Source organism: Anoxybacillus gonensis, from assembly GCF_001187595.1.
Classification (GTDB): domain Bacteria; phylum Bacillota; class Bacilli; order Bacillales; family Anoxybacillaceae; genus Anoxybacillus; species Anoxybacillus gonensis.
Genome location: NZ_CP012152.1, coordinates 1,490,077 through 1,504,416 on the forward strand (window position 1 = coordinate 1,490,077; position 14,340 = coordinate 1,504,416).

At 41.9% G+C, this 14,340-nt stretch carries 14 protein-coding genes; 4 read left to right on the forward strand and 10 right to left on the reverse strand.

The window, feature by feature from the left end; all coding sequences use genetic code 11:
- Nucleotides 1-13 precede the first annotated feature (13 nt).
- Entirely contained in the window at nt 14-1,006 is a 993-nt protein-coding gene (locus AFK25_RS07860) for a 2-oxoacid:acceptor oxidoreductase family protein (protein ID WP_019417731.1), read from the reverse strand.
- Nucleotides 1,007-1,203: 197 nt separating this feature from the next.
- Between AFK25_RS07860 and AFK25_RS07865 the strand changes: the two genes are divergently transcribed.
- Nucleotides 1,204-2,130, forward strand: coding sequence for an MBL fold metallo-hydrolase (locus AFK25_RS07865; RefSeq protein WP_035067298.1), 927 nt, complete (start codon nt 1,204-1,206; stop codon nt 2,128-2,130).
- Nucleotides 2,131-2,184: 54 nt separating this feature from the next.
- Here the strand turns inward: AFK25_RS07865 and AFK25_RS07870 are convergent, their stop codons facing one another.
- Nucleotides 2,185-3,951: an ABC transporter ATP-binding protein gene (locus tag AFK25_RS07870; RefSeq protein ID WP_035067300.1), complete on the reverse strand. Its 1,767-nt coding sequence runs from the start codon at nt 3,949-3,951 to the stop codon at nt 2,185-2,187.
- Nucleotides 3,948-5,702: an ABC transporter transmembrane domain-containing protein gene (locus tag AFK25_RS07875; RefSeq protein ID WP_035067302.1), complete on the reverse strand. Its 1,755-nt coding sequence runs from the start codon at nt 5,700-5,702 to the stop codon at nt 3,948-3,950. The genes AFK25_RS07870 and AFK25_RS07875 overlap by 4 nt, the downstream gene beginning before the upstream one ends.
- A 179-nt stretch (nt 5,703-5,881) precedes the next feature.
- Between AFK25_RS07875 and AFK25_RS07880 the strand changes: the two genes are divergently transcribed.
- On the forward strand, nt 5,882-7,102 hold the full coding sequence (locus AFK25_RS07880) for an NAD(P)/FAD-dependent oxidoreductase (RefSeq protein ID WP_035067304.1): 1,221 nt from the start codon (nt 5,882-5,884) through the stop codon (nt 7,100-7,102).
- A gap of 9 nt (nt 7,103-7,111) precedes the next feature.
- Here AFK25_RS07880 and AFK25_RS07885 read toward each other — a convergent pair whose 3' ends face one another.
- The 3 genes from AFK25_RS07885 to AFK25_RS07895 all read right to left on the reverse strand — a co-directional run bounded on the left by AFK25_RS07885 (nt 7,112) and on the right by AFK25_RS07895 (nt 10,109).
- Nucleotides 7,112-8,422, reverse strand: a complete 1,311-nt coding sequence (locus tag AFK25_RS07885) for a glycosyltransferase family 4 protein (RefSeq protein WP_035067306.1) — start codon at nt 8,420-8,422, stop codon at nt 7,112-7,114.
- A complete protein-coding gene (locus AFK25_RS07890; RefSeq protein ID WP_026011689.1) occupies nt 8,419-9,510 on the reverse strand; it encodes a CotS family spore coat protein in 1,092 nt (363 codons plus the stop codon). Before AFK25_RS07890 ends, AFK25_RS07885 begins: the two co-directional genes overlap by 4 nt.
- A 104-nt stretch (nt 9,511-9,614) precedes the next feature.
- Nucleotides 9,615-10,109 (reverse strand): glutathione peroxidase, encoded by a 495-nt coding sequence (locus AFK25_RS07895; RefSeq protein WP_026011690.1) that lies wholly within the window; start codon nt 10,107-10,109, stop codon nt 9,615-9,617.
- A gap of 132 nt (nt 10,110-10,241) precedes the next feature.
- Between AFK25_RS07895 and AFK25_RS07900 the strand changes: the two genes are divergently transcribed.
- Nucleotides 10,242-11,087, forward strand: a complete 846-nt coding sequence (locus AFK25_RS07900) for a carbon-nitrogen hydrolase family protein (RefSeq protein ID WP_035067308.1) — start codon at nt 10,242-10,244, stop codon at nt 11,085-11,087.
- 11 nt (nt 11,088-11,098) lie between these two features.
- Nucleotides 11,099-11,761 (forward strand): GNAT family N-acetyltransferase, encoded by a 663-nt coding sequence (locus AFK25_RS07905; protein WP_009361339.1) that lies wholly within the window; start codon nt 11,099-11,101, stop codon nt 11,759-11,761.
- A gap of 78 nt (nt 11,762-11,839) precedes the next feature.
- On the opposite strand, the gene AFK25_RS07910 is transcribed toward AFK25_RS07905, so the two are convergent.
- From AFK25_RS07910 to menC, 4 genes are all read right to left on the reverse strand, one after another.
- The gene (locus AFK25_RS07910; protein WP_240483459.1) at nt 11,840-12,277 is read right to left on the reverse strand and encodes a DnaA N-terminal domain-containing protein; all 438 of its coding nucleotides are present in this window, start codon (nt 12,275-12,277) and stop codon (nt 11,840-11,842) included.
- A gap of 49 nt (nt 12,278-12,326) precedes the next feature.
- The gene (locus tag AFK25_RS07915) at nt 12,327-12,572 is read right to left on the reverse strand and encodes a YuzB family protein (RefSeq protein ID WP_009361344.1); all 246 of its coding nucleotides are present in this window, start codon (nt 12,570-12,572) and stop codon (nt 12,327-12,329) included.
- Between the two features lie 73 nt (nt 12,573-12,645).
- The gene (locus tag AFK25_RS07920) at nt 12,646-13,164 is read right to left on the reverse strand and encodes a hypothetical protein (protein WP_019417741.1); all 519 of its coding nucleotides are present in this window, start codon (nt 13,162-13,164) and stop codon (nt 12,646-12,648) included.
- Between the two features lie 4 nt (nt 13,165-13,168).
- Nucleotides 13,169-14,290: an o-succinylbenzoate synthase gene (gene menC, locus AFK25_RS07925; RefSeq protein ID WP_035067310.1), complete on the reverse strand. Its 1,122-nt coding sequence runs from the start codon at nt 14,288-14,290 to the stop codon at nt 13,169-13,171.
- Nucleotides 14,291-14,340 lie beyond the last annotated feature (50 nt).

Here is a 14,340-nt window from a genome sequence, read left to right on the forward strand (position 1 = left end):
TGTTTTCCTCCTTTCACACTCTCATTCGCTTTACCGTATGAGCCTCGGCAAAGCCAATTTGTTCACGATATGGCGTTAACGCACTCGTTGGACATGCTTCTACACATTTCAAACAACCTTTACAATATTGATAGTCAATTCCTTTTAAAAACATTTGTTTTCTTCCTTTACGATCTTCTCCTTCTTCCCACACGAAACAAAAATCTGGACAAACGGTGTCGCAGGCGGCACAATGAATGCAATCTTTTTCCTCCCATTTCGGCAAAAACCCTTGCCGAGAGCCGCTTAAGTCTTTCCATACGCTATTGCCGTTTGTTATAATGACTCCACCGATCGTTTGTGTCTCATAACCGAACAAAGGATACGGACGAGAAAACGGCTTTCCTGTTTCTAATGAAGCGTCTTCACTCTCATAAAAACGAACTTCTTCATATCCACGTTCAAATGTACGGATATTTGCCTCAACGAGATGAGGATATTTTTTTTCAAACGTTTTACGAATAACTTGTTTCATTTTCTCAGGATCAAGAAAGTGACAAATGCGAAATAATGCCCCGAGCATAGCTGTATTCACTTTTGTTTTTTCCTCTACCGCAATTCCAAGCGCATCGACAATCGCGAGTGTTCCGTATGACAAGCGTAGATCGCGACGAATATGCTCAGCACTTCGCACAGAATTGACGAGCACCACACCGTCTGGCCGCAATCCGCTAACGACATCAACCATCTTATAAAGCGCTTCATGGAAAACCCCGATAACATGCGGTTGTTCAATCGGACTATGATCGCGAATATGTACATGCTCATCACAAAAGCGAATATAACTTTTTACAGGCGATCCTTTCTTCTCAGAACCGTATGTTGAAAAGTTTGCAGCATTTAATCCATGCCCGAGAGCTCCTACTTCCGCCAGCATTTTCCCCGCTAAATTCGCACCTAATCCCCCGATAGACTCTAGACGTATTTCAAAAAACCCTAGTTCATTTGTTTTTGGTAAAATAGACATCGAATCCCCCCTCATTCGTCAATCGTTCTTTATTTTATAAAAAAATTCAAAAAAGGGATGTGACAAAAATCAAACATAAACACATTTTTTATTTATACAAGCAAAAAAATGAGTGAAATCATGTTATATAACAAGGAATTTTTATATATAACAGATTCATATAATCGAATGAAACACCCATATTGGAGGAGAAGAAAATGGGAAAACGATATGAAAATTTAGATGGGGTATACACAACAAAAACATTTGCTGATTTACGGCGTTGGTATGCGGAAAGAAGACAAAAAAAGAAAGATTGGTCATATACTTTGCCCCGTGAATATATTGACTCTTCTTTGCTACATACAAATAAAAAGCAAACGTTGCTCACATGGGTAGGGCATGCGACATTTATTATTCAAATAAATGGCTTAACCATCGTTACAGATCCAGTTTGGGCAAAACGATTAGGAACGATTCGCAGACTAATTGATCCGGCCATTCCGATTTATGATGTACCTCCTGTTGATGTCATATTAATTTCTCATAGCCACTATGACCATTTACATTTCTCAAGCATAAAACAGCTAAAGGGAAATCCTCTCATTCTCGTTCCAAGCGGGTTACGTTCATCCTTTCTGAAAAGAGGGTTTGAGCGTGTTGTGGAATGCTGTTGGTGGGACACAGTTGTCGAAAAAGATGTTTCGTTTACGTTCGTTCCTGCACAACACTGGTCAAAGCGGACACTATTTGACACGAATACATCCCATTGGGGCGGATGGGTCATTGAAGCAAAAGAAAAACCAACGTTTTATTTCGCTGGAGATAGTGGATACTTTCGCGGGTTTCGCGCAATCGGGGAGCGTTTCCATATCGATTATGCGTTGTTGCCTATTGGAGCATATGAACCAGAATGGTTTATGGGGCCTCAACATGTGACACCAGAAGAAGCTGTACAAGCATTTGTCGATTGCCGTGCAAAAACATTTATTCCGATGCATTACGGTACATTTCCACTCGCTGACGATACACCAAAAGAAGCGCTAGATCGCCTATATGCCGAATGGAAGCGGCGCAACTTTCCAAGCGAGCAGCTATGTGTACCAAAACTTGGGGAAATCGTATATTGCGAAACCGCCACTTAATATGGCGGTTTCGACAAATGTGCTTTACAAAACAGAAACAAGCTTGAAAAACTTTTATATACATACATCTTCGGTTAACCCATTTTGCAAGACGTACATCCGATAATATAACCCTCGTTTTGCAAGCAGCTGTTGATGCGTACCACGCTCAACAATTTCACCTTGATGCAAAACGAGAATTTGATCGGCATCTTGAATCGTTGATAAACGATGGGCAATCGCAATCGTCGTTCGCCCTTTTCGCATCTTTTCGAGCGCTTGTTGAATGGCTTCCTCTGTTTCTGTATCGATATTTGCCGTTGCTTCATCAAGCACTAATATTTTCGGATTGATCGCAATCGTACGGGCAAATGCAATTAGTTGACGTTGGCCGCTCGAAAACGTCGTCCCCCTCTCTGTCACGGGATGATCGTACCCTTTTGGCAATTTTTCAATAAACGAATGGGCTTGAACAAATGTGGCAGCTTGTTCGATATCTTCATCTGTCAAACTTTTATGATGAAGTCGAATGTTATCTCGCACCGTCCCATAAAACAAAAACGGATCTTGAAGAACAAGGCCGATATTTTTTCGCAATTCTCTTTTCGGATATGCTTGAATGGAATGTCCATCAATCAAAATGTCCCCGCGCTCAAACTCGTAAAAGCGCATGAGCAGTTGAATGATCGAACTTTTTCCGCTTCCTGTATGACCGACGAGCGCAACCGTTTCTCCAGGTCGAGCGATAAACGAAATGTTTTTTAATACGTCGCGTTTTCCATCATAACTAAACGATACATTGCGAAATTCCACCGTTCCTTTTTCAATCACAAGTGGTTGCTCATATTGTTTCGGCTCTTCTTCTTGTTCATCTAACAATTGAAAAACACGTGACGAAGCAACGAGCGCTTGCTGAAACATCGATAACCGCATCATCATTTGGTTAATCGGTTCAAAAAAACGCTCTAAATAATTGACGAAGGCGTATAACACACCGATTTCAACCGGACTTTCAAAAGAAGAGATGCCAAAATAACTTAAAACGACAATAAGTGAAAATACATAAACGACGTCTGTCGCTGGACGAAGCAATAAACTATCAAGTTTAATATTTTTCATTGCCGCTATATAATGTTTTTCGTTAATGGATCCAAATTGCTCTCTCATCCGTTTTTGTTGGCGGAACGCTTGGATGATCGCCATACCTTGAAGCGACTCATTTAACTTTGCATTCAGCTGGCTTAACCGCTCGCGCAAATCGCTATAAAACACCGAACTATACTTTCGATACGTACGAATAATGATATAAATAACCGGTAAAATCACTAAACAAAAAGTAGCTAAACGGACATCGAGCAAAAACATCGCAACAAACACACCAATTAAGAAAAAAGCACTTTGGATAAATGTGACGAGCACTTCAACAAACATTTCTTTAATCGCTTCCGTATCATTTGTCACTCGGGATACAATGCTTCCCGCTGGCGTCCGATCAAAATAGCGCATTCCTAACGATTGTACTTTCGCAAATACATCGATGCGCAGCTGTTGAATAATTTTTAGCGCAATTTCTTGAAACTTCAGCAATTGAAAGTAAGAAAGAACGACTTTCCCAATGTGGATCGTGACGTAGGCAGCTGCTAATCCGATCATCGCTTGAAGCGGAAATGTCATATGTGTTAAGTAGTCATCAATAAACACTTTTACAATAATCGGACCGAGCACTTCGCCCGCAGTCGTTAAGGCTAAAAGAAAAAAAGCAAAAAACAGCGACTTTCGATGCGGGATCGCATAGCTCATGAGCCGCATAAACACTTGCCGTTGATTCATATTCGATTTCATTGCGCACCTCCACGTTCCACAAACTGTTCGAGCTGTTGGCGAACGTACATATCTCGATACCAACCGTCTTGGGCAACAAGCTCTTCGTGCGTACCTCGCTGAACAATGTTTCCATCTTCAAGCACTAAAATTAAATGCGCGTGTTGAATGGCACTTAACCGATGCGTCGCAATGATCGTCGTTTTGCCTGCCCGATTTTCTTTCAACGCTCGTAAAATGCGTTCTTCCGTTTGAGCATCGACTGCAGATAACGAGTCGTCTAAAATAAGTACTTCCGGATCAAGGAGCAATGCACGCGCAATCGAGAGACGTTGTTTTTGTCCTCCTGAGAGAGAGACACCTCTTTCACCAACAACTGTTTCATACCCTTCTGGAAACTGTACAATATCATTATGCACTTGAGCGAGTTTGGCGACATGCTCTACTTCTTCTTGACTCGCGTCTGGTCGGGCAAAAGCAATATTGTCGCGAATGGAGGCAGAAAAAAGAAAATGATCTTGTGGTACATAACCAATCGCTTCGCGCAATCGTTCTAACCGATATTGTGTAATCGAATGTCCACCAAAATAAACGTCTCCATCCATTCCAACAAACTCGCGCAATAACACTTTTAAAAGCGTCGTTTTTCCGGCCCCCGTTTTTCCAACAATTCCTAACGTTTCTCCTTTTTTTAATGTAAACTGAATGTGCTGTAATGTTGGCTTCGTTTCATTCGGATACGTAAAGGAACGAATATCGTACGTGATGTCACCTGTCGGCACTTCATCAAGTAATCCTTCCTTTTCTTGTATATCTGGTTTTTCACGCAACAACGAGGAAACACGGTCATACGAAGCACGACCGCGTTCGACAATATTAAATAACCATCCGAACGCTAACATTGGCCAAATGAGAAGCCCTAAATACATCGTAAAAGAAACGAGTTGCCCAATTGTCAACTCTCCTTGCACAACAAAACGAGCACCAAAAACAATCGCTAAAAAAAACGACACGCCGACAATAAGCGAAATCGTTGGATCAAACAACGAATCAATGCGAGCAACCGCCATATTTTTTCGAACGACGTCATCCGCTTGTACTCGAAACGACTCAATTTCTTCTTTTTCTTGTCCGAACGTTTTTATTACTTTTATGCCCGCAATGCTTTCTTGCACTTTATCGTTTAAAGCAGAAAAAGCCTCTTGCGCATGATGAAAACGTTGATGAAGCAACGACCCGTAATAACTTGTTAAATAAGCCATGAGCGGCATTGGCAATAAACAAATGAGCGTTAGTTTCCAGCTAATTGTAAATGCCATCGTAGCAATAACAAACCCGCCAATGCATAGTGAATCAACAAGCGTCAAGACACCAACACCCGCTGTTTGCTGGATCGCTTGTAAATCATTTGTCGCATGTGCCATTAAATCACCGATGCGGCGATGTTGATAAAAAGACGGAGACATCATTGTAAAGTGGCCGTACAGTCGATCGCGCAACAGCCGAGCAAGCTTCGCCGCCGATCCGAAAATCATCGTCCGCCAAACGTAACGACAACCGTACATACAAATCGCAACACCTGCGAGCAAGCTTAACCACATCGCAAGCTTTTCTTTCGTTAATTCTCCTGCTTTTATCGCATCAACAACGTGCCCAATCACTTTCGGTGGCACAAGCTCAAGCAACGACACAATCGCAAGTAATATAATTCCGATGATATATGCTTTTTTTTCTCGTTTAAAAAACCACATTAAGTCCAAAAATACTTTCACATTTCATCCCTACTTTCTTGTCATCCATCTGATGCTCCGTTTCATTTTATCAAATATTCCAAAAATAAGAAAGCTTTTTGCTATGTCAATATATAAATGACGTTGTTGTTGTCGCATACTTTTACATATGCAGGTCAATATAAAAAAGACCAGAACGAAGAAGAAAGGTGGTTATCGCGATGGATTTACAAACAGGAAAATTATATTGGCCAACGACATTTCCCGATGCTCCCTCGTATCCCCCTCTTGAGAGCGACATACAATGCGACGTGTTAATTGTCGGAGCGGGTGGTTCTGGGGCGTTATGCGCTTATTATTTAAGTGAAACGGATTTAGACGTCGTTGTCGTCGATAAACGAAAAGTCGGATACGGGAGTACGATGACAAATACGGCACTCATTCAATGTCTCGGAGATAAAATGTTTTTTGAACTCGTTAACAGCTTTGGTGAACCGTATGCTGCGCGCCATTTAACGCTTTGTCAACAAGCGATCGATGAACTGGAACGAGCGGCAAATCGCTTACATATCGATGTGGAATTTCAAAGAAGAGATAGTTTGTATTACGCAAGCGTGGCCGAAGATGTCCAAAAACTTGAAAAAGAATATACGGCATTAAAAAAGCAAGGATATCCTGTTGTTTGGTTAGATGAACAACAAATTCGTCGCCATTATCCGTTTACAAAGCATGCCGCTTTATATACAACGGGGGATGGAGAATTAAACCCATATAAATTGACAATTGGTTTATTAGAATATGCAAAACAACGTGGGGTACGTATTTTCGAAGAAACAGAAATCAACGGAAAAAAACTCGAACAACATATGGCAACATGTTATACGAAAAACGGGCATTCCATTCGAGCACGAACAGTTATTTTTGCTGCAGGTTACGAAACGTTAGAAGTGAAACAAGAAAAAAAAGCGTTACTCGTTAGTTCATATGCTGTGATTACAAATCGTGTGAAAGATTTTTCAAGTTGGTATAAACGTACGCTTATTTGGGAGACGGCTCGTCCGTATGTATATATGCGCACAACAGCTGACGATCGCATTATTATCGGAGGGCTTGATGAAAATACAGCTTATGCGGATGACCGCGACGCAAAACTGATGCATAAAAAAGAACGACTGATCGAGGAATTTCATCGACTTTTCCCCGATATTCACGTCGTTCCTGAATTTTATTTAGCTGCCTTTTACGGCGGGACACACGATGGCCTTCCGATGATTGGGGTGTACGATTCCTTTCCAAACTGTTATTTCGTCTATGCTTACGGAGATAACGGAACCGTGTATAGCACAGTCCTTGCTCAAATTTTACGCGACGTTATCACAGAAAAACAAAACGATGACTTTTATTTATATATGCAAACAAGACCGAAACTCCCACAAACATAAGTGGGGGTTTTATGTCGTAATCGCCCATACAAATGCTTTTTTCCTTTTTTTATTCAACACCACTTCTTCTTGAATTGGCTGTAAAGGTGGTAAAACCGGCTCGGTCGGCTGTTCTTCAACGACTTGCTCAACCGTTTCCTTAACAGAAACAATGGCTTCTGTCGTAGAAAGATCGATTTGTTCGACATGTTGCCATACATGAAGCAAATCTGATGCCACGCGCTCCCAACGATAAAGCGATGTCGCTAATTTACGCCCGTTTTCTCCCATTTTCTTCATGAGTGTACGATTGGATAGCACATATGTCATTTTTTCCACAAAGTCTTGCGGATCTTCTGGTCTTTCGACGACAACACCGTTTTCATTTGGAACGATGACTTCTGGATTCCCACCACGAGCGGTTGTAACAATCGGAAGCCCTGCCGCCATCGCTTCATAATGAACGCGAGCAAGCGGCTCTTGCCATTGCGACGTACAAACGAATAAGTCAGCAGCAGCAAACCAATGTTGAATTTCATTTGGCGACACAAATCCTGTCGCTACAACAGGAATTGGTAATCTTTTAGCTAACGAACGAACGTAAGCAATGTAATCTGTCGTCCCTTCTTCACTAAACCATTTGCTTCCGACGATGACGAGCGCTAAATCATTAAACCTCTTCGCAAGTTCCGGCAATGCTTGAATTAATTTGTCGACCCCTTTATTTGGCGATAAACGCCCCGCAAATAAAATGACTGTTTTTTGATCGATGCCATGCGCTTGACGTAGCTGTTTACGAATCGACGCCATATTCGGATGATTCCCTGGTAAAAATCGTTCCGAGTCGACACCGGAGTAAATCGTTCGCAACTTTCCTTCTGCTTCTGGGTATAGGTCACGAATAACTTGGCCGATGTAGTTGCTAATAGTGACAATCGCACATACTTGCCTGATTACTTCTTCTGCTTCTTCGCGGTTAATTTTCGCCACTTGAAACATATCGTTATGCATGCTAAGTGTAATTTTTACATGAGGAGCGACTTGACGAATAGGTAAAACGAGACGTGGACGGTTAAAGATGTGGATGAGATCAAACGGATGCGCTTGCACGTATTGAACGACGTGATCCCGATACGTGTCAAACGTTCCCCCTGGGACACGTACATAATGAATGCCGTCGATCGTTTCTTCGTGTGGCAACGTTTCATGTTGTACACCTAATACCGTAATACGATGTGCGCGGTGAAGATAGGGGAGAATACCAGCAATATACGTTTGAATCGCACCACCGAGCACAGGAGGAACAGGTAGCTTTTCTGTACAAATCATTAAAATATTCATCTGTTTCCGTTCTCCTTCCAATCGTTTTCAATCTCCGCAAGAACCGGCCATTTCGTTTCATCCGTGGCAACAATCAGTTCAATGAGTTGCATCGTTTGTTCCGTTAAAAACAGCTCTGGTTCATATACAACTTCTTTTAAGTTTTTGTAAAATTCATTCGGAAGTGACAAATCAATCATCAATATGTCATATAATGAAGCGTCGATCGGATTCGCTTCATGATACGCTCGAATCATCTCTCGCACCCATTGAGCATCCCAGCGGTATAAATCAGCCATCGTACCGGAAATCAATTTTCGTAAATCTCGAATGGGCAAATCATACGCCACGCCATCTAAATCGATAATCCACATGCCGTCTGCACCCATTTGCCCGTTCGACCAACCATAATCTTGATGCACTAATCCCCATTCGCTATGTCCGCGTTCGACTAGTTGGTTGTACGAGGATTGTTGTAGTCTTGTGAAACTTTCGCGCGCCTGTGCTTGAAAACGGTCGACAACTTCCAATAACATCGCACTTGCAGGCATCTCTTTATACGCCTTCGCCAATTGGCGAAACCAGTCCATTTTGTTTATCGTTTTTTCATACGTTTTCGGCCATTTATACAGCCGGGACGCGATTTCTGCTCCTTTTGGAGGAACGTATCCTTTACTTAAACGATGAAATTCACCAAGCGCATAACAAAGCTGTTTCGCTCCTTCTAAATCTTTCGTTACAGGAAATAACGGCTCGATCCATTCCGCAACAAACCATAGTTTTCCTCCCGCCTCTACATAATCCGTTCCTTCTTTCGTTTGTACAATCGGCGGGACATTTGCGTTTTGCACATCGACTAAATATCGCTGAGCGCCAAGGCTAAACAAGCTGCGTGTTGGACGACGATGAAGTAATTTTAAACTTTTTGGCCCTTTGTTCGTTTCTAACTTCCAAATGGCTCCCCCTTTATCCGGTTTCGTCGTGACAACTTGCCTACTTTGAACAGATAAATCGTAATGACGCAAAACATCTTCTGCCATTTGTTCGATATAGTCCGGTACGAAAAACTCATGCATCGTTTCATCTACGATCCAAGGTTCAATGAACATATAACCCCTCCTATTTGACATTAATCCCTACTATCTCAACATATGCACTATACAAAAATCCGTATAGACACATCCATTACTTCAAACAAAAAACCGTCTCTTTTTCATTCAGAGACGGGTTCGTGAAGCAACGATTCAATATGTTGTTCAAGCTCGAGCGGCTTTGTTGTTGGGGCAAACCGTGCCACAACTTGACCTTTGCGATCAACTAAAAACTTTGTAAAATTCCATTTCACCGCTTTCGTTCCTAATACACCTGGTGCTTGTTCCGTTAAGTAAGTGAAGAGCGGATGGGCGTTTGGACCGTTTACGTCCACTTTCGCAAACATCGGAAACGTCACACTATAATTGAGTTGACAAAACTGTGAGATGTCCTCTTCGGATCCCGGCTCTTGATTTCCGAATTGATTGCACGGAAAACCGAGCACAACAAAACCGCGATCTTTATACTTGTCATACAATTGTTGCAATTGTTCGTACTGTGGCGTCAATCCACATTTGCTTGCTGTATTGACGATTAATAATACTTTTCCTTTATACTGCGCTAACGATTGCTCTTCCCCATGAATCGTACGTACACGAAAATCATAAATGCTCATTTCATATTCCCCCTTTAGCGCTATTGTAACACATCGATCATTTTTTCTACAAAAACGATGCTTCGATTCAGACAAAATAAAAAATGTTCGTTATAATGGTGAAAAAATACAAAAAAAAGAAGGTGAGTGTCATTGAAAATGCGCGTCAGTGCGGTTCAATACCATTTACACACGATTGCATCATTTGAACAGTTTGCAAAACAAGTTGAGCATTACGTAAAAACAGCGCAAGAATTTGGTGCTGAATTTGTGCTCTTCCCTGAGTTTATTACGACGCAACTTATGTCCATTGGAGATGGCATAACGATTGAAGAACTTCCGACGTTTACAGATGCATATCGCTCATTATTTTCAACTCTTGCGAAACAGACGAATATGCATATTATTGGCGGGACACATGTCATAAAAAGAGAAGATCGACTATATAATGTGGCACATTTATTTTATCCCGATGGAACGATTGCCGAACAGGCAAAGCTACATATTACGCCGACGGAAGTGAACGAATGGAATATGCATGGCGGCGATACATTACACGTCTTTCAAACAACAAAAGGAACGATTGCGATTTTAACATGTTATGACATTGAATTTCCTGAAATTGTACGCATGGCGCGTGCAAAAGAAGCGGATGTCATTTTTTGTCCGTCGTGTACCGATGATCGTCACGGATTTCATCGCGTACGCTACACATGTCACGCCCGTGCGATTGAAAATCAAGTATACGTCGTCACAACAGGGACAGTCGGGTCATTGCCAACCGTTGATTTTATGCGCGCAAACTTCGGGCAAGCAGCGATCATTACACCGAACGATATTCCGTTCCCGCCACGCGGTATTTTAGCCGAAGGAGAAATAAACGACGATATGATCATTACAGCGGATCTTGATTTACAGCTTCTTTACGACGTTCGCGAGCGCGGTTCGGTAACCACTTGGCGTGACCGCCGCACGGATTTATATGGAGATTGGACATAAGGAGGAAGGCGATGTATAAGAAGCAACTTTACGTATTTCATGATGATCGTCCCATTCCTGCGCTCATTCGCAACTATGAAGAAAAAGATATCGATGCGTTAATTCGTATTCAACAAGAAAGCTTTCCACCTCCTTTCCCATCTGAACTATGGTGGAATAAAGAGCAGCTCATGAATCATATGACACTTTTTCCAGAAGGGGCGTTATGTGTCGAAATTGATGGAGAAGTCGTCGGATCGATGACTAGTTTAATTGTGAACTACCATCCGAACGACGTCGATCATACGTGGGAAGAAATAACGGACAACGGATACATTCGCAATCATAATCGAAACGGCAATACGTTATACGTCGTTGACATCGGTGTACGACCAGCATATCGCAAACTCGGGTTAGGAAAATGGCTCATGCAGTCGATGTATGAAGTTGTCGTCCATCAAAAGCTTGAACGGCTGTTAGGTGGAAGTCGAATGCCGGGATATCATCGATATGCCAATGAAATGACTGCCGAACAATATGTAGATGCAGTTATAAAAGGAAAACTCACAGACCCTGTTATTACTTTTTTACTTCGCTGCGGGCGCACACCAGTGAAAGTCGTCGCTAATTATTTAGAAGATGCCCAATCGTGCAACTACGCCTTGCTTATGGAATGGCGCAATCCGTTTTTGTAAAAATTAAATAAAGCGACAGGGTGCCTCAAGATGCGATAACAAGCACCCTGTTCAATAGCAGTGAGAATAAGTCTTTTTTTAATGAATATACGTTTTCTGTATAGGTTGCTCATCTGTTGCGAGTAGTCGTTCAAGAAAGTCTGTTCGTTCGCGCAGTTGTGCCACTTCTTTTTCTATTTCTTCCATTTGCCGTTCCACTTTTGTGACGCGCGCTTCAAGATGCCACGTTTGTTTTTCGAGGGTAATCATGTAGTTCCACATACGCATAAATTGCTCGTTAGAAAGCTCATGAGGCGCCTCTAACTTGACAGCCATCCGTTTTCCGCAAACTTTTTCGATCGCTTGTTCAATGTAAGACATATACAACGTTTCAATCCAACTTTTTTGCATTGGGTTTGTGCAATGAATAGTGATCGTATGTTCTTCCATCGTCGCTGTCGTTCCTTCAATCCATGTTTCAAAAGCAAGTGAGGACATCATGCGAGATAACACTTGTTTTACTTCTGACCACATCATTTTCCCCCCTTTCACACATGAAATTAAACAAAAACAAAAAAATTCCTGCTTATTTTTCCCGAAACGCCCACCATTGTTTTGTCATTTCATAAGAAATACGATCATACAATTCATCGGTCGTCGCCGCTTTTACAGCTTCTCCGTCGATTAAAACAAACGGACAATGTTTGCACATTTTGCATTTGCCGACGCAATCTTTTCGCTTCACTTTGACATGTTTGAACGTTTGTTTTAAAAATTGATACAACGTTTTCGTTGCGAATTTATTCTTTTTACAAAAATGTATTTTTTTCATTCAGCAACACTCCAAGTATGATAACTATAATCATTTTCACTTCTATCATACTTGGAATAACACATTCCTTCAATTATTTTTGTTCAGCATACAAAAGCAACTGTTCAAGGGACCGAATGATGTATGGAATCATATGTAATAAATCATCAACATGGCTTTCGTTAATCGTACGTTCGAAATCAATCGTCACTTGATGAGTATATCGTTCATGTTTTGGGTATGTATACGTTAACGTTTGTATAACTGTGCGCTGTTCCCCCCAAATGTGCTTTAGCGCCTGTTCTACGTCTCCGCAATCGACATGTGTAGCTGAAAAAGAAAACGAAACCGTCAAAGTACAACCTGCGCTCGTAACATCTTCGTGTAACAACTCGTTTGCAATATGCTGGAGCGTCATTTCAAGCGAAATGGTACACGTCACTTGATGAGCATGACGCAATTGAAAAGAAAGAGCGTACGCGCGCGTAAATTTCGCTAAGTCAACGATGTCTGAGCGATCAATGATCGCAATCAGTTCATCATTTGTATCTAGATCATAAACAGCTCCTTCAACAACCGTTTTTAAATTATCAAAAATCGTCGGGTCAAACATATCATCATCCTTTCGCACGCTTATATATTTTTGAGCGAACGACACGCCGCTCGACTTCCTTCATATTCACTTCATAGCCTATACCGGACTGTTTCGAAACGAAAATGCGTCCATGATGAACGGTAACTTCTGGATCAATGAAATCACGGTCCCAATAATTTGCCGACGCAGCTGTATCGCTTGGCAAAGAAAAATGAGGAAGTGTTGCTAAAGCGATGCTATGTGCTCGTCCGACTCCGCCTTCTAACATGCCGCCGCACCATACAGGAATATGATGTTGTTGGCATAAATCATGAATGCGTTTCGCTTCCGTTAATCCACCTACTCGGCCAATTTTTATATTGATGATTCGGCAACTTTGCAATTCAATGGCTCTTTTGGCATCTTCGTATGAACATATGCTTTCATCTAAACAAATCGGTGTGTTTAACTTGGCTTGTAATTTCGCATGATCAACGATATCATCTACAGCAAGCGGCTGTTCAATCATCAGCAAATCATAGTCATCGAGCGCTTGTAAGCGATCGATGTCGTGTAACGAGTAAGCGGAGTTTGCATCGACCATAAGCGGAACATCAGGGAAATGTTGACGAACGACACGAACGACATCCACATCCCATCCTGGCTTAATTTTTATTTTCACACGCCTGTATCCTTCCGCAAGCGCTTGTTCCATTCGTTTTAGCAAATTCGTTATTGGCTGAATGCCAATGCTTATTCCAACTTCCACTTCTCGTTTTTCACCGCCGAGCGCCGCGCTTAATGACATCCGATGTCGTTTGGCAAATACATCCCATACCGCCCCTTCCAGCGCTGCTTTGGCCATGTAATTGCGGCGAATCATCGAAAATCGGGTGCGCAATTCATCCGGATGATGAATGGGTGCTTGAAAAAGAAGCGGAATTAAAAAATGTTCAAGCATATGCCACGTCGTTTCCAACGTTTCTTCCGTATACCAAGGGGCAGAAAAAGCAACACCTTCCCCCCATCCTCGCTCGCCATTTTCATCAATCGCTTCCACTAATAAAACGGGTCGCGTTTTCATCGTCCCAAAGCTTGTTGTAAACGGTGATTTTAATTCCATTTCTAAATGTCGCAATATTACTGTATCAATGTGCACATACATCCCTCCAAAACAATTATAAATGAAAAAGCTGACCGAGAGAACGATCAGCT

Bases quoted from the DNA above. Each gene is read 5' to 3' on its own strand.
- AFK25_RS07860 (WP_019417731.1), bottom strand. From the start codon at position 1,006: ATGTCTATTTTACCAAAAACAAATGAACTAGGGTTTTTTGAAATACGT.
- AFK25_RS07865 (WP_035067298.1), top strand. From the start codon at position 1,204: ATGGGAAAACGATATGAAAATTTAGATGGGGTATACACAACAAAAACA.
- AFK25_RS07870 (WP_035067300.1), bottom strand. From the start codon at position 3,951: ATGAAATCGAATATGAATCAACGGCAAGTGTTTATGCGGCTCATGAGC.
- AFK25_RS07880 (WP_035067304.1), top strand. From the start codon at position 5,882: ATGGATTTACAAACAGGAAAATTATATTGGCCAACGACATTTCCCGAT.
- AFK25_RS07885 (WP_035067306.1), bottom strand. From the start codon at position 8,422: ATGAATATTTTAATGATTTGTACAGAAAAGCTACCTGTTCCTCCTGTG.
- AFK25_RS07890 (WP_026011689.1), bottom strand. From the start codon at position 9,510: ATGTTCATTGAACCTTGGATCGTAGATGAAACGATGCATGAGTTTTTC.
- AFK25_RS07895 (WP_026011690.1), bottom strand. From the start codon at position 10,109: ATGAGCATTTATGATTTTCGTGTACGTACGATTCATGGGGAAGAGCAA.
- AFK25_RS07905 (WP_009361339.1), top strand. From the start codon at position 11,099: ATGTATAAGAAGCAACTTTACGTATTTCATGATGATCGTCCCATTCCT.
- AFK25_RS07910 (WP_240483459.1), bottom strand. From the start codon at position 12,277: ATGATGTGGTCAGAAGTAAAACAAGTGTTATCTCGCATGATGTCCTCA.
- AFK25_RS07915 (WP_009361344.1), bottom strand. From the start codon at position 12,572: ATGAAAAAAATACATTTTTGTAAAAAGAATAAATTCGCAACGAAAACG.
- AFK25_RS07920 (WP_019417741.1), bottom strand. From the start codon at position 13,164: ATGTTTGACCCGACGATTTTTGATAATTTAAAAACGGTTGTTGAAGGA.
- menC (WP_035067310.1), bottom strand. From the start codon at position 14,290: ATGTATGTGCACATTGATACAGTAATATTGCGACATTTAGAAATGGAA.